Source organism: Streptomyces sp. NBC_00872, assembly GCF_045161915.1.
In the GTDB taxonomy this organism is placed as follows: domain Bacteria; phylum Actinomycetota; class Actinomycetes; order Streptomycetales; family Streptomycetaceae; genus Streptomyces.
On the sequence record NZ_CP108806.1, the window covers coordinates 6,610,334 to 6,631,558 of the forward strand.

Here is a 21,225-nt window from a genome sequence, read left to right on the forward strand (position 1 = left end):
GAGGCCCCGTCGCCTGACTCAGCCGCGTACTCCGCACAGATGCAGCAGGGCGGCGACCCGGCGGTACGGTTCCGTACGCCCCGCCCGGTCCTCCGCCGCCAGCAGCCGGTCCAGTTCCTCCCCGGCCGGCGGCTCCGTGCCGTCGGGCGCTCCGTCCGTGAAGACCCGTACCCCGTACCAGGCGTGCAGCGGCGCGGCGATCCCCGCCAGCGTCGCGGTCAGCCGGTCCAGCCGGTCGGCGCGCACCCGCAGCCCCAGCCGGTTGGTGTACGTGTCGGCCTCGAAGGCCTCCAGCGCGCCCGGCCAGTTCCCGGCCAGCCCCGGTCGCAGGGCCAGGGCGTCCCCGTTCCTTACGAGCAGTGAGAGCAGACCGCCCGGCGCCAGCATTCTGGCCAGGCCCGCGAGCATCGCGTCCGGCTCGTTGACGTACATCAGCACACCGTGGCAGAGCACCACGTCGAAGCTGCCGGGCAGAAAGTGGACACCGGTCTCCAGACCGTCGCCCTCGATCAGCCGGACCCGCTCCTGTATGCCCGCGGGTTCATCGGCGAGTGTCTCCCGCGCCCTGGCGAGCATGCCCGCGTCGGACTCCAGTCCGGTCACCGTGTGTCCCGCGCGCGCCAGCCGCAGGGCCTGGGTGCCCTGCCCCATCCCGACGTCCAGTACCCGCAGCCGCTGCCCCACCGGGAAGCGGCCGGCTATCTGCTCGTCGAGCTGGCGTGCGACCAGCTCCTGCCGTACGACATTGCGCACACCACCCAGCCCGGCGAGCCAGCTCGCCGAGCCTCCGGCGAAACCGGGGATCTCCGCGCTCAGGGCCGCTCTCCGCGCTTGACCTGCGGCTTGGGCAGCCGGAGTCGGCGCATCTGGAGCGTACGCATCAGGCCGTAGGCCACGGCACCGCGCTTGGGGGTGTCCGGGAAGCGCTCGGCGAGCTGCTTCCGCAGCCGGAACCAGATACCGACCGAGTCCACCACGATCAGCACGATCACGACCAGCCACAGCAGCAGCGCGATGTTCTGGAGCTGGCCGACCCGGACCATGCTCAGGACGAGGATCACCACGGCGAGCGGCAGGAAGAACTCCGCCATGCAGAACCGGGAGTCCACATAGTCGCGCACGAAGCGCCGTACCGGCCCCTTGTCACGGGCGGGCAGGAAGCGCTCGTCACCGCTGGCCAGCGCCTCGCGCTGGCGGGCCATGTCCACCCGGCGCGCCTCGCGCTGGCGCTTCATGGCCGTCTTGCGGTCGGTCGGCGTCGTGGAGGCACGACGCCGCTGCGTCTGTGCCTCACTGCGCTTGGGAGTCGGGCGGCCCTTGGGGGCCTGCGGGTCGCGGGGCTGCGTGGAGGAGTCCGGCGTCACCTGGGTGGCGGGGGCCTTCTCTTCTTTGGAACGGCTACGGAACACAAAGCCCAAGGGTACGGGGTGTCGTGGTTGGACCCCACCCCGCCGGGGAACGATCCCGCAACGGCCCGCGTCCTTACTCAGGACAGTGCGACCGTACCGGGGCAGAGGGGACGCGGTTCCCGCTCTCCCTGATGGTCATCTACTCCCTGCGCCGGAGCGGGGCGGGGAGCAGTCGTCCTTGGGGAGGAGCGCATCCGCACTCGAACAGTGCGGTAATAGAGGCAGGGCCCGTACTGTGGGTTCTGTTGGAGTGCTGGAGCTGGAGTCCGTCAGAAGGGGGCGCGCGAAGCCCATGAGCGGTGTCATGAAACGTATGGGGATGATCTTCCGCGCGAAGGCCAACAAGGCCCTTGACCGGGCCGAGGATCCGCGCGAGACCCTTGACTACTCGTACCAGAAGCAGCTTGAGCTGCTCCAGAAGGTACGCCGCGGGGTCGCCGATGTGGCGACGTCCCGCAAGCGGCTGGAATTGCAGCTGAACCAGTTGCAGGGCCAGTCCACCAAGCTGGAGGACCAGGGCCGCAAGGCGCTGGCGCTCGGCCGGGAGGATCTGGCACGCGAGGCGCTCTCCCGGCGCGCGGCGCTCCAGCAGCAGGTCACCGACCTGGAGACGCAGCACCAGACCTTGCAGGGCGAGGAGGAGAAGCTCACCCTCGCCGCACAGCGCCTCCAGACCAAGGTCGACGCCTTCCGTACGAAGAAGGAGACGATCAAGGCCACCTACACCGCGGCGCAGGCGCAGACCCGGATCGGCGAGGCCTTCTCGGGCATCTCCGAGGAGATGGGCGACGTCGGCATGGCGATCCAGCGGGCGGAGGACAAGACCGCGCAGCTCCAGGCGCGGGCCGGCGCGATCGACGAGCTGCTGGCCTCCGGCGCCCTGGACGACCACTCGGGGATGGCGAAGGACGACATCGCCGCCGAGCTGGACCGGATCTCCGGCGGTACGGATGTCGAGCTGGAGCTCCAGCGGATGAAGGCGGAGCTGGCGGGCGGTTCGGCGCCGAAGCAGGCGATCGAGTCCGGTTCCGCCGAGGCGCAGGACGTCCCGCCGAATCCGCGCAAGTTCGACAAGCAGTGATTCGACAAGCAGTGACCCGGCAGTCCCGGTAGCAGGGACCGAGCAGTAGGGACTCGTCATGATCGTACGGATCATGGGGGAGGGCCAGGTGAAGCTGGCGGACAGCCACTTCGCCGGACTGGAAACGCTCGACGACGAATTGCTCGCCGAGGTCAGGGGCGGCGACAAGGACGGCTTCCGCCGTACTTTCCACGCCCTCCTGGCCAAGGTGCGCGAGCTCGGCGAGCCGCTGCCGGACGATGCCCTGGCACCGTCCGACCTGATCCTGCCCGCCCCGGGCGCGACCTTGGAGGAGGTCCGCGAGATGCTCGACGACGAGGGTCTGATCCCCTCGGTCCGGCCCTGATCCCCGTCCGGTCCGCCCCGGTCTCCCGGTCCGGCCCCCCTTCGCACTCCAGCGACTCCCGGGACCGCAGAGACTCCAGCGACTTCAGCGACTCCGAGTGCCCCGCGCCACGAACGGCGCGGGGCACTCGCCGTTCGCGCACTCGCCGTTCCGCGCACTCGCTGTTCGCCGGGAGCACCGTGCGTAGCCTCCGGCGGTCCCGCGCCGAAGGTACCCCGTCCCCGTCCCGTCCCCCCGCGTGACGGCGACCCGTACCGTTGCGACGTGACATCCCTCGGAACCGCGGTCGCGCGGACGCAGTGCTGGACGCGCGCGCACACGCTCGCGTCCGACGGGGCTCTCGCCGCCGCCGTCCTCGTCTCCATGGTCGTCGGATCGTTCGCGGGACCGCCCGGTGGCCACGACGGCCCGGACTTCGGCGCCCGTACGCCCGGCGCCCTCAGCGTCGTCCTGATGGTGCTCGCCGCGGGCGCGCTCGTCTTCCGCCGCCGCGCTCCCATGCCCGTACTGGTGTGCACCGGCGGTACGACCGCCGTCGAACTGATGGTGGCCCAGCCGCCCGCGCCCGTCGTCCTCAGCACCGTCCTCGCGCTCTACACCGTCGCCGCGCACACCGACCGCCCCACCACCTGGCGGGTCGGGTTCGCCACCATGGCCGTGCTCACCGCCGTCGCCATGATCTTCAGCGCCGATGTCTGGTACGCCCAGGAGAATCTGGTGATATTCGCCTGGACCGGGATGGCGAGCGCCGCGGGCGACGCCGTACGCAGCCGCCGCGCCTTCATCCACGCCATACGCGAGCGGGCCGAGCGCGCCGAGCGCACCCGTGAGGAGGAGGCCCGTCGCCGCGTCGCCGAGGAGCGGCTGCGGATCGCCCGTGATCTGCACGATGTCGTCGCCCATCACATCGCCCTGGTCAATGTGCAGGCCGGGGTCGCCTCGCATGTCATGGACAAGCGCCCCGACCAGGCCAAGGAGGCGCTCGCGCATGTACGGGAGGCCAGCCGCTCCGCGCTCAGCGAGCTGCGTGCCACGGTCGGGCTGCTCCGGCAGTCCGGCGACCCGGCGGCCCCCACGGAACCGGCCCCCGGCCTCCAGCATCTCGGCGGGCTCCTCGACACCTTCCGCAACGCGGGACTGCCCGTGGAGTTCGCCGCGAACGGGACGGAGCACCCGGCCCGTCTCCCCGCCGCCGTGGATCTCGCCGCGTACCGGATCATCCAGGAGGCCCTGACCAATGTGCGCAAGCACGCGGGCCGCGCGGCGAAGGCCGAGGTCAGCGTCGTACGGGTGGGCGCCACCGTGGAGATAACGGTGCTGGACGACGGCGAGGGCACCGGCGAGCCCGCCGACGGCGGCGGCCACGGTCTCCTCGGTATGCGTGAGCGCGTCACCGCGCTCGGCGGCACCCTCACCGCGGGACCCCGCTACGGCGGGGGCTTCCGCACCCAGGCGATACTGCCCATGAAGACCCCGGCGGGGGACAGGGCACATTCCGGGGAAGGCATACGAGACCTATGACGATCAGAGTGCTGCTCGCCGACGATCAGACACTGCTGCGCAGCGCGTTCCGTGTGCTGGTGGACTCGGAGTCGGACATGGAGGTCGTCGGAGAGGCCGCCGACGGCGCTCAGGCCGTGGCACTCGCCCGCTCCACCCGGCCCGATGTCGTCCTGATGGACATCCGGATGCCCGGTACGGACGGTCTCGCCGCCACCCGCATGATCAGCGCCGATCCCGGTCTCGCCGGGGTACGGGTCGTCATGCTGACCACCTTCGAGGTCGACGAGTATGTCGTGCAGTCGCTGCGCGCCGGGGCCTCCGGCTTTCTCGGCAAGGGCGCGGAGCCCGAGGAACTGCTCAACGCCATCCGGGTCGCCGCTGCGGGCGAGGCCCTGCTGTCGCCCGCCGCGACCAAGGGACTGATCGCCACCTTCCTCGCCCAGAGCGGCACGGCGGGCGACGGCCGGGACCCGGCCGTGCACGCCGAGCGGCTGACGGCCCTCACCGGACGCGAGCGCGAGGTCCTCGTCCTGGTCGCGGGAGGCCACTCCAACGACGAGATCGCGGAGCGTCTGGTGGTCAGCCCGCTGACCGTCAAGACCCATGTGAACCGCGCGATGGCGAAACTCGGCGCCCGGGACCGGGCCCAATTGGTGGTAATCGCGTACGAATCGGGCCTGGTACGTCCGAGGGTGGAGTGAGTACCCGCCCTCGCGTACTCCAGGCGCGGTATGCGGCGGATAAGGAAATGGACCTGGGGGCTACGAATCCACCCCCTCGGATGGCAGATCGTATAGAGGGGCCGTTATCCCATCCGCATCCCTTCCGCCGTATCCCTCCCGCTTCCTCCGTCGACGGGCGATCCGTCGGCCGGACAGCTCGGGGACCGGGCCACCCGGAGACGGGCCGCCGCGCCAACCCTGCCGCGTACACCACAGAAGAGAGACCCCAATGTCCTGGCTGTCCAGATTCAGCCTCGCGCAACGGGCCCTGATAGGGCTGATGTCGATCATCGCGATCGTCTTCGGAGCCATCGCGATACCGCAGCTCAAGCAGCAGCTCCTGCCCTCCATCGAACTCCCCATCGTCTCGGTGCTCGCCCCCTACCAGGGCGCTTCCCCCGATGTGGTCGAGAAGCAGGTCGTCGAGCCCCTGGAGAACTCGCTGGAGGCCGTCGACGGCATCAGCGGCGTCACCTCCACGGCGAGCGAGGGCAATGCGCTGATCATGGCCAGCTTCGACTTCGGGAGCGACGGCACCAAGCAGCTCGTCGCCGATGTCCAGCAGGCCGTGAACCGCGCCCGCGCCCAGTTGCCGAGCGACGTCGACCCGCAGGTCGTGGCCGGCTCGACCGACGACATCCCGACCGTCGTCCTCGCCGTCACCTCCGACAAGGACCAGCAGGCGCTCGCCGACCAGCTGGAGCGCACGGTCGTACCGTCCCTGGAGGACATCGACGGTGTGGGACAGGTCACCATCGACGGTGTCCGTGATCTCCAGGTCTCCGTCACCCCCGACGACAAGAAGCTCGCCGCGGCCGGTCTGAACACCATGGCCCTCTCCGAGGCGCTCAGGACGAACGGCGCCGCGATCCCCGCGGGCTCGTTCTCCGAGGACGGCAAGAGCCGTACGGTGCAGGTCGGCGGCGGATTCACCTCGCTCAAGCAGATCCAGGACCTGCGGATCGTCCCGCAGGGCGGCCAGCCGGGCGCCGGCCCCGCGAAGCCCGTACGCCTCGGCGACATCGCCACCGTGGAGCAGACGCCGTCCGCCGCGACGTCCCTGACCCGTACGAACGGCAAGCCCAGCCTCGCGGTCATGGCCACCATGGACAACGACGGCAGCGCCGTCGCCATCTCCGACGCGGTCCAGGACAAGCTGCCCGACCTGCGCAAGGACCTCGGCTCCGGCGCCACCCTCACCGTCGTCAGCGACCAGGGCCCGGCCGTCTCCAAGTCGATCTCCGGACTGACCACCGAGGGCGCGCTCGGTCTGCTCTTCGCCGTCGTCGTGATCCTGGTCTTCCTGGCCTCGATCCGCTCCACGCTGGTCACCGCGGTCTCGATCCCGCTCTCCGTCGTGCTGGCGCTGATCGTGCTCTGGACGCGCGACCTCTCGCTCAACATGCTCACCCTCGGCGCGCTCACCATCGCGATCGGCCGGGTCGTCGACGACTCGATCGTCGTCCTGGAGAACATCAAGCGGCACCTCGGCTACGGCGAGGAGCGCGAGAGCGCCATCCTCACCGCGGTCAAGGAGGTCGCGGGCGCCGTCACCTCGTCCACCCTCACCACCGTCGCGGTGTTCCTGCCGATCGGTCTGGTGGGCGGCATGGTCGGCGAGCTGTTCGGCTCGTTCTCGCTCACGGTGACGGCGGCGCTGCTCGCCTCGCTGCTGGTCTCGCTGACCGTCGTGCCGGTGCTCTCGTACTGGTTCCTGCGCGCGCCCAAGGAGACCCAGGGCATCGGCGCGGAGGAAGCGCGCCGCCAGGCCGAGGAGCAGGAGGCCCGCAGCCGGCTCCAGCGCCTCTACGTACCGGTGCTCCGCTTCGCGACCCGCCGCCGGCTCACCAGCGTGGGCATCGCGGCCGTGGTCCTGCTCGCCACCTTCGGTATGGCTCCGCTGCTCAAGACCAACTTCTTCGACCAGGGCGAGCAGGAGGTCCTCTCCATCAAGCAGGAGCTGGCCCCGGGCACCAGCCTGGAGGCGGCCGACGCCTCCGCGAAGAAGGTCGAGACGGTTCTCGCCGGTATCGGCGAGATCAAGGACTACCAGGTCACCGTCGGCTCCTCCGGCTTCATGGCGGCCTTCGGCGGCGGTACGGGCGCCAACCAGGCCTCGTACCAGGTGACCCTGGACGACAACGCGTCGTTCGACGCGACGCAGGACCGGATCGAGAAGGAGCTGGCCGGGCTCGACGGCATCGGCGAGACGACGATCTCCGGGGGCGACGGCTTCGGCAGCCAGGATCTGAGCGTCGTGGTCAAGGCCGCCGACGCGGAGACGCTGCGCACGGCGGCGGACGAGGTACGGGACGCCGTCGCGGGGCTCAAGGACGTCACCGATGTCCAGAGCGATCTGTCGCAGAGCATCCCGCGTATCTCGGTCACGGCCAACTCCAAGGCCGCGGACGCCGGATTCAGCGATGCCACGCTGGGCCTCGCCGTCGGCCAGGCCGTACGCGGCACGACCTCCGGCAAGGCGATCCTCGACGACACCGAGCGCGACATCGTCATCACCTCCGCCAAGCCGGCCAAGACGGTCGCCGAGCTGAAGAACCTGCCGCTCGGGCCGGTCAAGCTCGGTCAGATCGCCGATGTGAAGCTGGTCCCGGGACCGGTCTCGATGACACGGATCGACGGCTCGCGCGCCGCGACGATCACGGCCAGGCCCACCGGTGACAACACCGGCGCGGTCAGCGCCTCGCTCCAGTCGAAGATCGACGCGCTGGATCTGCCGGAGGGCGCGACCGCGTCCATCGGCGGTGTCTCGCAGGACCAGGGCGACGCGTTCGTCCAGCTCGGCCTGGCCATGCTGGCGGCCATCGCGATCGTCTTCATGCTGCTGGTCGCGACCTTCCGTTCGCTGATCCAGCCGCTGATCCTGCTGGTCTCGATCCCGTTCGCGGCCACGGGCGCGATCGGGCTGCTGATCCTGACCGGTACGCCGATGGGCGTCCCCGCGATGATCGGCATGCTGATGCTGATCGGCATCGTGGTGACCAACGCGATCGTGCTGATCGACCTGATCAACCAGTACCGCGGACAGGGTCTGAGCGTGGTCGAGGCGGTCGTCGAGGGCGGCCGTCACCGGCTCCGCCCGATCCTGATGACGGCCCTGGCGACCATCTTCGCGCTGCTGCCGATGGCGCTGGGCATCACCGGCGAGGGCGGCTTCATCGCCCAGCCGCTCGCGGTCGTGGTGATCGGCGGTCTGGTGACCTCGACGCTGCTGACCCTGCTGCTCGTACCGACGCTGTACGCGATGGTGGAGCTGCGCAAGGAGCGCCGCGCGAAGAAGAAGGCGGCGAAGCGCGGCGGGACCCCGGGGGGCACCCCGGCCGCCGAGCCCGCCCCGGACCCGGAGCCGGCCGGCGTCTGACGTCCGACCGGGTTCGCGAGTACGGACCTCACCGCCCCGGAGCAGGCACTGCTCCGGGGCGGTGCTGTGTTCGAACGCGGTACACGGGCGGGGCGCGGCTCGCATACTGGCGGCATGGAGTTCGTCGTCTTCATGACCCTGCCCGGAGTGGTCCTTCTGCTGACCGCGCTGGCCTTCGCCGACCAGTTGCTGCTGCGGGCCGGACGGGCCGGTGTACTGCCGTGGCGCAACGGCGCGCGTCAGGGACAGGTGTCGGCGACCGGGTTCGAGCAGTTGCACGCGAGCCTGTCGCCGGGAAAACAGACCGAGTTGAAGGAGCGGCGGTCGGCACTGGTGATGCGGGACGACGAGGACGACGGCGCGCCGCCCCACCGCACGACGGTGGACCTGGACGGAGGGACCGCCGTCGTCCGGATCCCCCGGGCCGGCCAGTAGCAGCCGACCGCAGGAGCCGGCCGGTAGCAGCCGTCCGGTAGGAGGTCCGGTAGGAGCGTCCGTGAGAGGGGCGGGGCGTTCGGGCTCGTGCTCGTTACGGCAGGGCCAGCATCCGCTCCAGTGCCAGCTGGGCGAAGTCCGCGGTCTCCTTGTCGACCTGGATGCGGTTGACCTCGTTGCCCTCGGCCAGCGACTCCAGCGTCCAGACGAGATGCGGCAGATCGATACGGTTCATGGTCGAGCAGAAGCAGACGGTCCTGTCGAGGAAGACGATCTCCTTGTCCTCCGCGGCGAAACGGTTCGCCAGCCGCTGGACCAGGTTCAGTTCGGTACCGATCGCCCACTTCGAGCCCGCGGGCGCCGCCTCCAGCGTCTTGATGATGTATTCGGTCGAGCCGACGTAGTCCGCCGCCGACACGACCTCGTGCTTGCACTCGGGGTGCACCAGGACGTTCACCCCCGGGATCCGCTCCCGTACCTCCTGGACCGAGTCCAGCGAGAACCGCCCGTGCACGGAGCAGTGTCCGCGCCACAGGATCATTTTCGCGTCCCGCAGCTCCTCGGTGGTGAGACCGCCGTTCGGCTTGTGCGGGTTGTAGAGGACGCAGTCCTCCAGGGAGAGCCCGAGCTCCCGCACCGCGGTATTGCGCCCGAGATGCTGGTCGGGCAGGAAGAGCACCTTGTCGCCCTGTTCGAAGGCCCAGTCGAGCGCGCGCTCGGCGTTCGAGGACGTGCAGATCGTGCCGCCGTGCTTGCCGGTGAAGGCCTTGATGTCGGCCGAGGAGTTCATGTACGAGACGGGCACGACCCGCTCGGCTATACCCGCCTCGGTCAGTACGTCCCAGCACTCCGCGACCTGCTCGGCCGTGGCCATGTCGGCCATGGAGCAGCCGGCGGCCAGATCCGGCAGGACGACCTTCTGGTCGTCGGAGGTGAGGATGTCCGCCGACTCGGCCATGAAGTGCACACCGCAGAAGACGATGTACTCGGCGCCGGGCCGCGCCGCCGCGTCCCTGGCGAGCTTGAAGGAGTCCCCGGTGACATCCGCGAACTGGATGACCTCGTCGCGCTGGTAGTGGTGGCCGAGGACGAACACCTTGTCGCCGAGCTTCTCCTTGGCCACGCGGGCCCGCTCCACCAGGTCCGGGTCGGACGGGGAGGGCAGATCGCCGGGACACTCCACGCCCCGTTCGCTGCGCGGGTCGGCCTCGCGGCCGAGCAGCAGCAGGGCGAGGGGCGTCGGCTGGACGGCGAGGTCCTGTCGGGTCTGGGCGGTGGTCACGTCACGCACCCTTTCTTCTCTGCGAACGAGTCTTCTCTGCGAACGAGCCTGCGAAGCCTTTTCGTCTATTTGACGTTATCTATCATAACCCGTTTCACGTCACTTTGACGATGGCGATAGCGTCGATGTGACGCATTCCAGGCACGGCCGTCCGCTGACGATTCGCGAGCCGGTGTGCGAGCATGAAGAAGGCAAAAAGACACGCGCGAGGGCCCGGAATGAATCCGCGGCCGAGCCGGTTGCACTGTCGGCAAGCAGTCCGTACAACCCGGGAGAGAAGCAGATGTCCGTATCGGACGACACCACCACCGTGAGCGACGGCATCCTCCTGTCCGACGCCGCCGCGGGCAAGGTCAAGGCCCTGCTGGACCAGGAAGGCCGGGACGACCTCGCACTGCGGGTCGCCGTTCAGCCCGGCGGCTGCTCCGGCCTGCGTTACCAGCTCTTCTTCGACGAGCGCTCGCTCGACGGGGACGTCGTCAAGGAGTTCGGCGGGGTCAAGGTCGTCACCGACCGGATGAGTGCTCCGTACCTCGGCGGCGCCTCCATCGACTTCGTCGACACCATCGAGAAGCAGGGCTTCACGATCGACAACCCGAACGCGACGGGCTCCTGCGCCTGCGGCGACTCCTTCAGCTAGGTCGTCGCGGACAGAGAGACCCAGCGGACAGAGAAAGGCGGCGGTCCCCCCTCGGGCCCGCCGCCTTCCCTGCGCGTACCCGACCGGGCACGCACGTCTCCAGGCTCTGCCGCCGTCCTCAGCCCCGCGGCACCGCCTCGCCCGTCACCGCGTCGACCACCCGGCGCTCGCCCAGCGGCCTCTCCAGCGTCACCTTCGCCGTCTGCGCCTTGGCCATCGCCACACAGACCTGGTCCGGGCCGGACGACGTGTGGGAGATCCGCACCTTCACGGCCGTACCGCTCTCGTCCGCGTGCGCCGTGTACGTACCGCACACGCCGCCCATGAAGCGCAGGGACAGCGTCCGGCCGTCCGCGCCGTACGACATCAGGCCCGGGTCGCCCTGCTTCGGTTCCGGCTCCGGTTTCGATTCCGGCGCGCTCTTCGCCAGGGACTCCGGAGCCACCGCGACCTGGACGAGCGTGTGTGACGGAGCGCCGCCGCCGGGCACCACCTCGAACAGCCAGGCCGGTACGAGCGCGCCGCGCCCCTCCACCGTCCGCAGCGCCAGACCGAAGACCGCCTTGTCGATCTCCACCGGCTCCGCGCCGGCCGCGCCCGACGGCTCGCACCGGGCCGCCGCTGTCCCGTCCTCCAGCGGCATCGCGGTGGCGCAGTCGACGGCCGCGCCAGGGCCGCCCTGCCCGGCGGACGCCTTGTTCAGCTCCTTCAGCGCCTCGTCCGCGCCGATCACCGGATAGGTCTCACCGCGCTCCGGCGCCTTCAACTGGCCGGTGCCGCCGACCACTTGGCCGTCCGCGCCGATCTGGATCCCGGTCGACCAGCCATAGGTGGGCAGCCCGCCGATCACCGGGTCGGCGTTCACCACCCGTACCGCGCCCATCAGTTGAGTGGCGTCGAGGTCCGCGTCGCTCTGGCCCAGCGCCTTGAGCACAGGGGCCGCCGCCTGCTTGGCCGCCGCCTCGCTCACGGCACCGCCCGCGGTGGCGCCCGTACCGTCCACGCCCGTACCGCCCGCACCCGTATCGCCCACGCGCGGGCAGGTCTTGCCCTTGAGGCAGTTGTCACCGCCCGAGGGGCCGAAGCCGTCACCGCCCGCCGCGGGCCCGAAGCGGTCGAAGGTCCAGGTCCCCGGCGCCTGCGTCATGACCCGGAGCAGCGGTCCCGAACCGTCCTTCTCCGTACCGGCCTTCCAGAACGTACCGTCGGAACGCGGGGGGCCGGCCACCCCGAGCGCCTCGGCCAGCCGGGCCACCTGGTCCGCCGTGACCACTCCGCCCGCCCGGTGGACGGAGGCCGTGGCAGGACCGTCGGGCAGTTCGCCCTTGGCGCGGTAGGTGAATCCGCCCGGATCGGGCTCGCCCGGCGCGATACCGAGCGGCGGCGAGATGCGGTCGCCTCCCGGCGTACCGCTCCCGCCGCCCGTGTCGTCCGCGCCGCCGCCGAAGGCACTCGTGGCGAAGTACGCGCCACCGCCTCCGGCGATCAGTACCGCCGCCGCCACCGTGGCGATGAGCGGAGAACGCCGCCGGCGCGGGCGGTCTGTGCTGTTCCCTGGGCGTTCCGTACTGGTCACCGCTGCACTCCTTCGAGCCGTTCCCCCGTATGACATCGGTGGGACGGAAGCGAGGAGCGAGCGGTTCCCCGCTCGGAGCGGTGCGATTCGGTCCATGGGAACCGTACGCACGGTCCGGCTCATGGGGAAAGACCTACTATCGGGTAAAATCTGACCTTAGGTGGGGCGCCCCTCGAACCGGTAGCGTGAACCGTCAACCGTTCTCCTTCATCAGGAGCGTTCACGCCGTGCGAATCGCAGTCACCGGCTCCATCGCCACCGACCATCTGATGACCTTCCCCGGCCGCTTCGCCGACCAGTTGGTCGCCGAACAGCTCCACACGGTCTCCCTCTCCTTCCTCGTCGACAACCTCGAGGTGCGCAGGGGAGGCGTCGGAGCGAACATCTGCTTCGGCATGGGCCAGCTCGGCACCCGTCCTCTTCTGGTCGGCGCGGCCGGCGCGGACTTCGACGAGTACCGCGCCTGGCTCGACCGCCACGGAGTGGACACGGCCTCGGTCCGGATCTCCGAGGTCCTGCACACGGCCCGGTTCGTCTGCACCACGGACGCCGACCACAACCAGATCGGCTCCTTCTACGCGGGCGCGATGAGCGAGGCCCGCCAGATCGAGCTGAAGAAGGTCGCCGACCGGGTCGGCGGACTCGACCTGGTGCTGATCGGCGCGGACGACCCCGAGGGCATGCTGCGCCACACCGAGGAGTGCCGTACCCGCGGGATCCCGTTCGCCGCCGACTTCTCGCAGCAGATCGCCCGTATGGAGGGCGAGGAGATCCGCACGCTGCTCGACGGCGCGACCTATCTCTTCTCCAACGAGTACGAGAAGGGGCTCATCGAGTCCAAGACCGGCTGGAGCGACGCGGAGATCCTCTCCAGGGTCGGCCACCGGGTCACGACCCTCGGCAAGCAGGGCGTCCGTATCGACCGTGTCGGCGAGGAGCCGATCGTCGTCGGCTGCCCGGAGGAAGACACCAAGGCCGACCCGACGGGTGTCGGCGACGCCTTCCGTGCCGGTTTCCTCTCCGGACTCTCCTGGGGCGTCGGGCTGGAGCGCGCGGCCCAGATCGGCTGCATGCTCGCGACGCTCGTCATCGAGACCGTGGGCACGCAGGAGTACACCCTGCGCAGGAACCACTTCATGGAGCGCTTCACCAAGGCGTACGGCCATGACGCGGCGGCCGAGGTCCAGGCCCATCTGCCCGAGACGGCCGCGCCCGAGGCGACGCTCGACTAGACGGGCGCTGCACCTAGACGGACCCTGCACCCGGGCCCGTCCGGCCGGACAGGGCCTACGAAGACTGGCCGGACAAGGCCCTGGCGTGCTACGAGATCCGGCGGACCACATAGGCGACACCGTGGTCCGCCGGCCGCTCCCCGAGATACTCCTGACCGCGCATCTCGCACCACGCGGGAATGTCCAGCCGCGCCGCCTCGTCGTCCGACAGGACGGTCACCGTCCCGCCCACCGGCACCTCGCCGAAGATCTTGGCCAGCTCGATCACCGGGATCGGGCACCGTCTGCCGAGCGCGTCCACGACCCGGCCAGGGCCCGGCGCCGGCGTCCCGCCCGGCCCGGCGGCGGAGACCGGGGCACCGAGCTTCTCGCGTACCCCCGACACCGCCCCGGGCAGCACCTCCAGGAACCGGTCCACCTCGGCCTCCGGTGTACCGAGGGGGAGCGAGACCCGGACGTTCCCCTCCGACAGCACCCCCATCGCCCGCAGCACATGGCTCGGGGTCAGGGTGCTGCTCGTACAGGACGAGCCCGAGGAGACGGAGAAGTCCGCGCGGTCCAGCTCGTGCAGCAGCGCCTCTCCGTCGACATAGAGACAGGAGAAGGTGACGAGATGGGGCAGCCGGTGCTTCGGATCGCCCACCACCTCGACATCCGGCACCAGTTCGGGCACCCGCGCCCTGATCCGGTCCACCAGCGCCCGCAGCCGCGCCGCCTCGTCCACCGCCTCGGCGCGCACCGCCCGCAGTGAGGCCACCGCCGCCACCACGGCCGGGATGTTCTGGAAGCCCGGCACGCGCCCCGACTCCCGTTCGTCGGTGGGTCCTTGAGGGGCGAACCGGACGCCCTTGCGTACGGCGAGCAGCCCGACCCCGGACGGACCGCCCCACTTGTGCGCGCTCGCCGTCAGCAGCGACCAGGCGCCCTCCACCGGGCCCCAGCCCAGCGACTGCGCCGCGTCCACCAGCAGCGGGACGCCCCGGCTCCGGCAGGCCTCGGCGACCGCGGCCACCGGCTGCTCCGTCCCCACCTCGTGGTTGGCGGACTGGAGACAGGCCAGCGCGGTGTCCTCGCGCAGGGCCCCGGCGTACTCCTCCGGTGCCACCGCTCCGTAACGGTCCACCGGCACCTCGGTCACCGTGCCGCCCGTCGCCGCCTCATGGGCCGACGCGGCGTGCAGCACCGAGGAGTGCTCCACCGAGGAGACCACGAGACGCTGCCCGGTCCGCCGCCGGCCCGAGAGCGCGCCGGACATTCCGGAATGCACCGCGTACGTTCCCGAAGGGGTGAAGGCCAGCTCGTCGGGACGGCAGCCGACCGCCTCCGCGGCGGCCTCCCGCGCCGCGTTCAGCAGCATCACGGCCCGCCGCCCCTCGCGGTAGAGCCGGGCGGGGTCCGCCCACCCCTCGTCGAGGGAGGCCTGGAGGGCCTGCCGGGCGACGGGATGCAGTGGAGCGGAGGAAGCGACGTCGAAGTAGGGCACACCGCCACGCTAATACTTCCTCCCTGCGCCCGGTCGGCCCGGCGGAAGCGGCGGCGCGCGGAGGGGCAGAGGCGGACCGAAGATGTCCCGAAAGCGGCCGGGAAGCGGTCGGAAGACGGTCCGGAGGCGGTCCGGAAGGGGGCCGGAGGTGGGCATTCCACCCCTTCGGGGTGCGGGGCGGCGCGTTGGGCACCCTCCCCGCACGGCCCCAAAACGAGTCCAGTAGGGTTTGGTCCGCATAAACATCCAAACCCCTGCCCGCGTCAGGGCCGGCGACCGACCAGCGAGACGGCCGCGGCCGGCCGCGCGGGCGAGACTCTCGGGAAGGCGCTACGTGAGTCCCAACGGCTCCGACCGCTCGTCGCGGCGCCCGATGCGGCGGAAGCTGCCGCAGGTGCTGACTGCGGGCCTGATCCTCGCGACCGCCACCGGTTGCACATACAAGGACTTCCCCCGCCTCGGAATGCCCACCCCAGTGACGGAAGAGGCTCCCCGGATCCTCTCCCTCTGGCAGGGCTCGTGGGCGGCAGCGCTCGTCACGGGCATCCTGGTATGGGGTCTGATCCTGTGGAGCGTCATCTTCCACCGGCGCAGCCGCACCAAGGTGGAAGTCCCTCCGCAGACCCGGTACAACATGCCCATCGAGGCGCTGTACACCGTGGTCCCGCTCATCATCGTCTCGGTGCTCTTCTACTTCACCGCACGTGACGAGTCGAAGCTCCTCTCCCTCTCCGAGAAGCCGGCCCACACCGTGAACGTGGTCGGCTACCAGTGGAGCTGGGGCTTCAACTACATCGAGAACGTGGACGGCAACCCGTCGACGGGCAACACGGTTCCCAAGGAACTCGACGCCATTCCCAACCGGTTCACGGAGCAGTTCCCCAAGGGTGCCGAGGGCGTCTACGACGCCGGTGTCCCGGGTCAGCGCAACCCCCAGACCGGCAACCCGGGTCCGACCCTGTGGCTGCCCAAGGGGGAGAAGGTCCGGTTCATCCTGACATCGCGTGATGTCATCCACTCCTTCTGGGTGGTGCCGTTCCTGATGAAGCAGGACGTCATCCCGGGGCACACCAACTCCTTCGAGGTGACCCCCAACCAGGAGGGCACCTTCCTGGGCAAGTGCGCCGAGCTGTGCGGCGTCGACCACTCGCGGATGCTCTTCAACGTCAAGGTGGTCTCTCCGGAGCGCTACCAGAAGCACCTGGAAGAGCTGGCCGAGAAGGGCCAGAACGGCTACATCCCGTCTGGCATCGCACAGACGGATCCGGCCAAGAACGCGGAGACGAACAAACTGTGAGCATCCTCAACGAACCCCAGGGTGCCGCCGCAGCAGCAGAGGACTCGTACGAGGACGAGCTGCCGGTACGGCGCAAGCAGCCGGGCAATGTCGTCGTGAAGTGGCTGACCACCACCGATCACAAGACGATCGGCACGATGTACCTGGTCACGTCGTTCGTGTTCTTCTGCATCGGCGGTCTGATGGCGCTCTTCATGCGCGCCGAGCTGGCCCGTCCCGGCACGCAGATCATGTCGAACGAACAGTTCAACCAGGCGTTCACGATGCACGGCACGATCATGCTGCTGATGTTCGCGACGCCGCTGTTCGCGGGATTCGCCAACTGGATCATGCCGCTCCAGATCGGCGCGCCCGATGTGGCGTTCCCGCGCCTGAACATGTTCGCGTACTGGCTGTACCTCTTCGGCTCGATCATGGCCGTCAGCGGCTTCCTCACCCCGCAGGGTGCCGCCGACTTCGGCTGGTTCGCCTACTCCCCGCTGTCGGACGCGGTCCGTTCACCGGGTGTCGGCGCCGATCTGTGGATCATGGGTCTGGCCTTCTCCGGCTTCGGCACGATCCTCGGCTCGGTCAACTTCATCACCACGATCATCTGCATGCGCGCCCCCGGCATGACGATGTTCCGTATGCCGATCTTCACCTGGAACGTGCTGCTGACCGGTGTGCTGGTCCTGCTGGCCTTCCCCGTGCTGGCCGCCGCGCTCTTCGCCCTGGAGGCGGACCGTAAGTTCGGCGCGCACATCTTCGACTCGGCCAACGGCGGAGCACTGCTCTGGCAACACCTCTTCTGGTTCTTCGGCCATCCAGAGGTGTACATCATCGCCTTGCCGTTCTTCGGCATCGTCTCCGAAGTGATCCCGGTCTTCAGCCGCAAGCCGATGTTCGGCTACATCGGTCTGATCGGCGCGACCATCGCGATCGCGGGTCTCTCCGTGACGGTGTGGGCGCACCACATGTATGTGACCGGCGGTGTGCTGCTGCCGTTCTTCTCGTTCATGACCTTCCTGATCGCGGTACCGACCGGGGTGAAGTTCTTCAACTGGATCGGCACCATGTGGAAGGGCTCCCTGTCCTTCGAGACACCGATGCTCTGGACGATCGGCTTCCTGGTCACCTTCACCTTCGGTGGTCTGACCGGTGTGATCCTGGCGTCGCCGCCGATGGACTTCCATGTCTCCGACTCGTACTTCGTGGTCGCGCACTTCCACTACGTCGTCTTCGGCACCGTGGTGTTCGCGATGTTCGCCGGATTCCACTTCTGGTGGCCGAAGTTCACCGGCAAGATGCTCGACGAGCGGCTCGGGAAGATCACCTTCTGGACGCTCTTCATCGGATTCCACGGCACCTTCCTCGTCCAGCACTGGCTGGGTGCCGAGGGAATGCCGCGCCGGTACGCGGACTATCTCGCCTCCGACGGATTCACCGCGCTGAACACCATCTCCACGATCAGCTCGTTCGTTCTCGGTCTGTCGATCCTGCCGTTCCTGTACAACGTCTGGAAGACCGCCAAGTACGGCAAGAAGGTCGAGGTCGACGACCCGTGGGGCTATGGGCGTTCGCTCGAATGGGCGACTTCCTGCCCGCCGCCGCGGCATAACTTCCTCACTCTGCCGAGAATCCGTTCGGAATCCCCGGCATTCGATCTGCACCACCCGGAGATCGCCGCGCTCGAACAGCTCGAGAACATCGGGCACGGTTCGGAGCCCGTCCTCGCCGGTGGCAAGGAGGCCGGGAAGTGAAGATCCAAGGCAAGATGTTCCTCTGGCTGAGCGTCTTCATCCTCGCCGCCGCCGTGCTGTACGGCGTGTGGTCGAAGGAGCCGGCCGGTACGACCGCGCTGTTCCTGGCCTTCGGCCTGAGCGTCATGATCGGCTTCTATCTGGCCTTCACCGCCCGCCGGGTGGACGCGATGGCCCAGGACAACAAGGAAGCCGATGTCTCGGACGAGGCCGGTGAGGTGGGGTTCTTCGCCCCGCACAGCTGGCAGCCGTTCTCGCTCGCCATCGGCGGCGCGCTGGCCTTCCTCGGGATCGCGATCGGCTGGTGGCTGCTGTACTTCTCGCTGCCGCTGATCCTGATCGGCCTGTGGGGCTGGGTCTTCGAGTTCTACCGGGGCGAGAACCAGAACCAGTAGAACGGTTCGCAGCGCTCCCCGGGGGCCCGCCGTACTCGAACGGAGTATGGCGGGCCCCCGTTTGTACCCTCTCGTCGCGCGCTGAGCGGAAAGATCTTCCTACCGTGTGCTCATGAACCACACGCCACGTCTGCGCGCCGTCCTCACCTGCACTCTGCTGGTCGTGTCCCTCGGGGCGAGCGCCAGCGCGTGCAGCAGTGACGACGGGCCGCACCCGCTCTCCGGGAAGCCGCGTGAAGCCGCCCCGGGGAAGATCGTCTTCAGTACGCCCGCGGGCGCCACCAAGGTCGATCCCAACAAGCCCCTCCAGGTGACCGCCAAGGGTGAGCGGATCACGGACGTCAACGCCGTCGACAAGGCCGGCCACTATCTGGCGGGTGAACTCACCGCCGACGGGCTGCGCTGGCACTCCACGGCACCACTGGCGGCCGGCTCCCAGTACACCGTCAAGGTCGCCACCGAGGACAAGAAGGGCAAGCCGGGCTCGCGGACGCTCACCTTCGAGACCCTGCCCGCCAAGCGGACCCTCACGGTCGAATTCGGGCCCGACGCGGGTGAGTACGGTGTCGGCCAGCCCATCACCGCCACGCTCAGCCAGCCGATCACGGACAAGAAGGCGAGGGATGTGATCGAACGGTCGCTGAAGGTCCGTGCCACCCCCGCGGCGGAGGAGGGCGCCTGGCACTGGGTGGACGACGAGGAGCTGCACTACCGGCCCAAGGAGTACTGGCCCGCGAACGGGAAGGTCACCGCCTACAGCACCCTCCAGGGGGTGAAGATCACCGACAAGGTGTACGGCGGCGCCGTCAAACCGCTCAAGCTGACCACCGGCGACCGCGTCGAGGCCATCGTCGACGCCAGCTCCCACTACATGACCCTGTTCCGCAACGGGGAAGAGGTCACCAGCATCCCGGTGACCACCGGCAAGCCCGGCTTCTCCACCCGTAACGGCATCAAGGTCATCCTGGGCAAGGAGTACTTCGTACGGATGCGCGGTACGAGCGTCGGCATCGGCGGCGGTGAGGGCTACGACCTCCCCGTGTACTGGGCGACCCGGGTCACCTGGAGCGGTGAGTACGTGCACGCCGCGCCCTGGTCCGTGGGCTCGCAGGGATCCGCGAACGTCAGCCACGGCTGTGTCGGTATGTCCACCGCCAACGCGGCCTGGTTCTTCGAGAACGTGCAGGAGGGCGATCTCGTCCAGGTGATCAACAGCGCCGGCGACTACATGGAGGACTTCGGCAACGGTTTCGGCGACTGGAACGTGGACTGGGAGGACTGGCGCGAGGGCAGCGTCCTGCTGGCCGGGACGAGGGAGGGCACCAGCCCCGCCGACCCGGCCCGCCTCCGCCCCCTGGTCTGAAACACGGTCCGGCGGCCGATCGGACAGACGGCCGGACGGCCTTCGGCGGACATCAGGTCCTGCCGCCCCTCACAGGCGGCAGGACCTGGTCCGTTCCGGGCCTGAGAACCTAAGCGGTGATGGCGAGACGGTGGCGTAGCAGGGCGGCCAGGGCGTCCGCGAAGCCGACCGGTTCGACCGGCAGGGTCACCGCCGCGTCCGCGCGGCTCCAGGTGGCCAGCCAGGCGTCCTGCGGGCGCCCCATGAGCAGCAGCACGGGCGGGCAGTTGAAGATCTCGTCCTTGATCTGCCGGCAGACGCCCATCCCGCCCGCGGGGACCGTCTCGCCGTCCAGTACGCAGACGTCGATCCCGCCCCGGTCGAGCTGCTTCAGCAGGGCGGGCAGGGTCGCGCACTCCAGGAACTCGACGGGCGGTACGTCGGCGGCCGGCCGGCGTCCCGCTGCCAGCCGGACCTGCTCGCGGGTGTTCGCGTCGTCGCTGTAGACCAGCACCGTGGCGGTCGGCTGCATTGTTCCTCCGTGACATCAGTGTCTGCGAGGGCTCCAGGGCTCCGTCGCCCTGAACCGATGCGCGGATGCTACTCCGTCGGGGACCGAGTCAGCACGGGTACGTACGTCGTTCGCCGACCCGTTCGAGCTGGGCACACTCCACGGACACACCGAACGGCACCCCCCGGAGTCAGGGCGGGATAAGCGACCGACATAATGTCGGTCGTGGCGACAGCAACGACAGTAGAAACCGGGCACGCGCACCCGTCGGTCAACCGGCCGAACCTCACCAGCGTCGGAACCATTATTTGGCTGAGTTCCGAGCTGATGTTCTTCGCGGCCCTCTTCGCGATGTACTTCACCCTGCGATCGGTGATGGGCGCGGCGCACTGGAAGGAGATGGCGTCGTACCTGAACATCCCGTTCTCGGCGACGAACACCACGATCCTGGTGCTCTCCTCCCTCACCTGCCAGCTCGGCGTCTTCGCCGCGGAGCGCGGGGATGTGAAGAAGCTCCGCTCCTGGTTCGCGATCACGTTCGTGATGGGTGCGATCTTCATCGGCGGTCAGGTCTTCGAGTACACCGAGCTTCTGAAGAAGGACGGCCTCTCGCTGTCCTCCGACCCGTACGGCTCGGTGTTCTATCTGACGACCGGCTTCCACGGGCTGCACGTGACGGGAGGTCTGATCGCGTTCCTGCTGGTTCTGGGCAGGACCTACGCGGCCAAGAGGTTCACCCACGAGCAGGCAACCGCCGCCATCGTCGTGTCCTATTACTGGCACTTCGTCGATGTCGTCTGGATCGGCCTCTTCGCCACGATCTACTTGATCAAGTAGCCGGGTCCCGCGCCCG

General features: G+C 69.3%; 19 protein-coding genes. 13 read left to right on the forward strand and 6 right to left on the reverse strand.

From position 1 onward, the window contains the following. Window positions 1–18: 18 nt before the first annotated feature. Window positions 19–762 (reverse strand): class I SAM-dependent methyltransferase, encoded by a 744-nt coding sequence (locus tag OG214_RS28215; RefSeq protein ID WP_405987639.1) that lies wholly within the window; start codon window positions 760–762, stop codon window positions 19–21. A gap of 50 nt (window positions 763–812) precedes the next feature. Further along, the gene (locus OG214_RS28220) at window positions 813–1,409 is read right to left on the reverse strand and encodes a DUF3043 domain-containing protein (RefSeq protein ID WP_365903890.1); all 597 of its coding nucleotides are present in this window, start codon (window positions 1,407–1,409) and stop codon (window positions 813–815) included. A 292-nt stretch (window positions 1,410–1,701) separates the two neighbouring features. Between OG214_RS28220 and OG214_RS28225 the strand changes: the two genes are divergently transcribed. From OG214_RS28225 to OG214_RS28250, 6 genes are all read left to right on the forward strand, one after another. Beyond that, complete coding sequence (locus tag OG214_RS28225; protein WP_363080041.1) at window positions 1,702–2,490, forward strand: PspA/IM30 family protein; 789 nt, start codon at window positions 1,702–1,704, stop codon at window positions 2,488–2,490. A 58-nt stretch (window positions 2,491–2,548) separates the two neighbouring features. After that, a complete protein-coding gene (pspAA, locus tag OG214_RS28230; protein ID WP_363080042.1) occupies window positions 2,549–2,836 on the forward strand; it encodes a PspA-associated protein PspAA in 288 nt (95 codons plus the stop codon). Window positions 2,837–3,100: 264 nt separating this feature from the next. Then, complete coding sequence (locus tag OG214_RS28235) at window positions 3,101–4,357, forward strand: sensor histidine kinase (protein WP_405986337.1); 1,257 nt, start codon at window positions 3,101–3,103, stop codon at window positions 4,355–4,357. Next, window positions 4,354–5,040, forward strand: a complete 687-nt coding sequence (locus OG214_RS28240) for a response regulator (protein ID WP_382849981.1) — start codon at window positions 4,354–4,356, stop codon at window positions 5,038–5,040. Before OG214_RS28235 ends, OG214_RS28240 begins: the two co-directional genes overlap by 4 nt. A 250-nt stretch (window positions 5,041–5,290) precedes the next feature. Then, window positions 5,291–8,440: an efflux RND transporter permease subunit gene (locus OG214_RS28245; RefSeq protein WP_405986338.1), complete on the forward strand. Its 3,150-nt coding sequence runs from the start codon at window positions 5,291–5,293 to the stop codon at window positions 8,438–8,440. A 114-nt stretch (window positions 8,441–8,554) separates the two neighbouring features. After that, window positions 8,555–8,875 (forward strand): DUF6191 domain-containing protein, encoded by a 321-nt coding sequence (locus tag OG214_RS28250; protein WP_382849987.1) that lies wholly within the window; start codon window positions 8,555–8,557, stop codon window positions 8,873–8,875. Between the two features lie 94 nt (window positions 8,876–8,969). On the opposite strand, the gene nadA is transcribed toward OG214_RS28250, so the two are convergent. Then, a complete protein-coding gene (gene nadA, locus OG214_RS28255; protein WP_363080047.1) occupies window positions 8,970–10,157 on the reverse strand; it encodes a quinolinate synthase NadA in 1,188 nt (395 codons plus the stop codon). A gap of 283 nt (window positions 10,158–10,440) precedes the next feature. On the opposite strand from nadA, the gene OG214_RS28260 reads away from it, so the two are divergent. Further along, window positions 10,441–10,797, forward strand: coding sequence for an iron-sulfur cluster assembly accessory protein (locus OG214_RS28260; protein ID WP_066943649.1), 357 nt, complete (start codon window positions 10,441–10,443; stop codon window positions 10,795–10,797). Between the two features lie 118 nt (window positions 10,798–10,915). On the opposite strand, the gene OG214_RS28265 is transcribed toward OG214_RS28260, so the two are convergent. Next, window positions 10,916–12,373 carry a hypothetical protein gene (locus tag OG214_RS28265; protein WP_405986339.1) on the reverse strand — a complete coding sequence of 486 codons (1,458 nt, stop codon included), beginning with the start codon at window positions 12,371–12,373 and terminating at the stop codon, window positions 10,916–10,918. Window positions 12,374–12,600: 227 nt separating this feature from the next. On the opposite strand from OG214_RS28265, the gene OG214_RS28270 reads away from it, so the two are divergent. Further along, complete coding sequence (locus OG214_RS28270; RefSeq protein ID WP_383040124.1) at window positions 12,601–13,605, forward strand: carbohydrate kinase family protein; 1,005 nt, start codon at window positions 12,601–12,603, stop codon at window positions 13,603–13,605. A gap of 88 nt (window positions 13,606–13,693) precedes the next feature. Here the strand turns inward: OG214_RS28270 and OG214_RS28275 are convergent, their stop codons facing one another. Next, window positions 13,694–15,088, reverse strand: a complete 1,395-nt coding sequence (locus tag OG214_RS28275; RefSeq protein ID WP_405986340.1) for a cysteine desulfurase/sulfurtransferase TusA family protein — start codon at window positions 15,086–15,088, stop codon at window positions 13,694–13,696. Window positions 15,089–15,422: 334 nt separating this feature from the next. Here OG214_RS28275 and coxB point away from each other — a divergent pair, with 334 nt between their 5' ends. From coxB to OG214_RS28295, 4 genes are all read left to right on the forward strand, one after another. After that, window positions 15,423–16,385 (forward strand): cytochrome c oxidase subunit II, encoded by a 963-nt coding sequence (gene coxB / locus OG214_RS28280; RefSeq protein ID WP_363080051.1) that lies wholly within the window; start codon window positions 15,423–15,425, stop codon window positions 16,383–16,385. After that, on the forward strand, window positions 16,382–18,124 hold the full coding sequence (ctaD, locus tag OG214_RS28285) for a cytochrome c oxidase subunit I (RefSeq protein ID WP_363080052.1): 1,743 nt from the start codon (window positions 16,382–16,384) through the stop codon (window positions 18,122–18,124). The genes coxB and ctaD overlap by 4 nt, the downstream gene beginning before the upstream one ends. Then, the gene (locus OG214_RS28290) at window positions 18,121–18,519 is read left to right on the forward strand and encodes a cytochrome c oxidase subunit 4 (RefSeq protein ID WP_363080053.1); all 399 of its coding nucleotides are present in this window, start codon (window positions 18,121–18,123) and stop codon (window positions 18,517–18,519) included. Before ctaD ends, OG214_RS28290 begins: the two co-directional genes overlap by 4 nt. Window positions 18,520–18,631: 112 nt before the next feature. Next, window positions 18,632–19,882 carry an Ig-like domain-containing protein gene (locus OG214_RS28295; RefSeq protein ID WP_363080054.1) on the forward strand — a complete coding sequence of 417 codons (1,251 nt, stop codon included), beginning with the start codon at window positions 18,632–18,634 and terminating at the stop codon, window positions 19,880–19,882. Between the two features lie 109 nt (window positions 19,883–19,991). Here OG214_RS28295 and OG214_RS28300 read toward each other — a convergent pair whose 3' ends face one another. Beyond that, the gene (locus OG214_RS28300; protein ID WP_363080055.1) at window positions 19,992–20,393 is read right to left on the reverse strand and encodes a hypothetical protein; all 402 of its coding nucleotides are present in this window, start codon (window positions 20,391–20,393) and stop codon (window positions 19,992–19,994) included. 195 nt (window positions 20,394–20,588) lie between these two features. On the opposite strand from OG214_RS28300, the gene OG214_RS28305 reads away from it, so the two are divergent. Beyond that, on the forward strand, window positions 20,589–21,209 hold the full coding sequence (locus OG214_RS28305; RefSeq protein WP_363080056.1) for a heme-copper oxidase subunit III: 621 nt from the start codon (window positions 20,589–20,591) through the stop codon (window positions 21,207–21,209). Window positions 21,210–21,225: the final 16 nt, after the last annotated feature.

Excerpts from the sequence above, each read along its gene's own strand:
- OG214_RS28295 (WP_363080054.1), top strand. The coding sequence starts at position 18,632 with ATGAACCACACGCCACGTCTGCGCGCCGTCCTCACCTGCACTCTGCTG.
- OG214_RS28305 (WP_363080056.1), top strand. The coding sequence starts at position 20,589 with ATGTCGGTCGTGGCGACAGCAACGACAGTAGAAACCGGGCACGCGCAC.
- OG214_RS28260 (WP_066943649.1), top strand. The coding sequence starts at position 10,441 with ATGTCCGTATCGGACGACACCACCACCGTGAGCGACGGCATCCTCCTG.
- OG214_RS28245 (WP_405986338.1), top strand. The coding sequence starts at position 5,291 with ATGTCCTGGCTGTCCAGATTCAGCCTCGCGCAACGGGCCCTGATAGGG.
- pspAA (WP_363080042.1), top strand. The coding sequence starts at position 2,549 with ATGATCGTACGGATCATGGGGGAGGGCCAGGTGAAGCTGGCGGACAGC.
- OG214_RS28240 (WP_382849981.1), top strand. The coding sequence starts at position 4,354 with ATGACGATCAGAGTGCTGCTCGCCGACGATCAGACACTGCTGCGCAGC.
- OG214_RS28250 (WP_382849987.1), top strand. The coding sequence starts at position 8,555 with ATGGAGTTCGTCGTCTTCATGACCCTGCCCGGAGTGGTCCTTCTGCTG.
- OG214_RS28225 (WP_363080041.1), top strand. The coding sequence starts at position 1,702 with ATGAGCGGTGTCATGAAACGTATGGGGATGATCTTCCGCGCGAAGGCC.
- OG214_RS28300 (WP_363080055.1), bottom strand. The coding sequence starts at position 20,393 with ATGCAGCCGACCGCCACGGTGCTGGTCTACAGCGACGACGCGAACACC.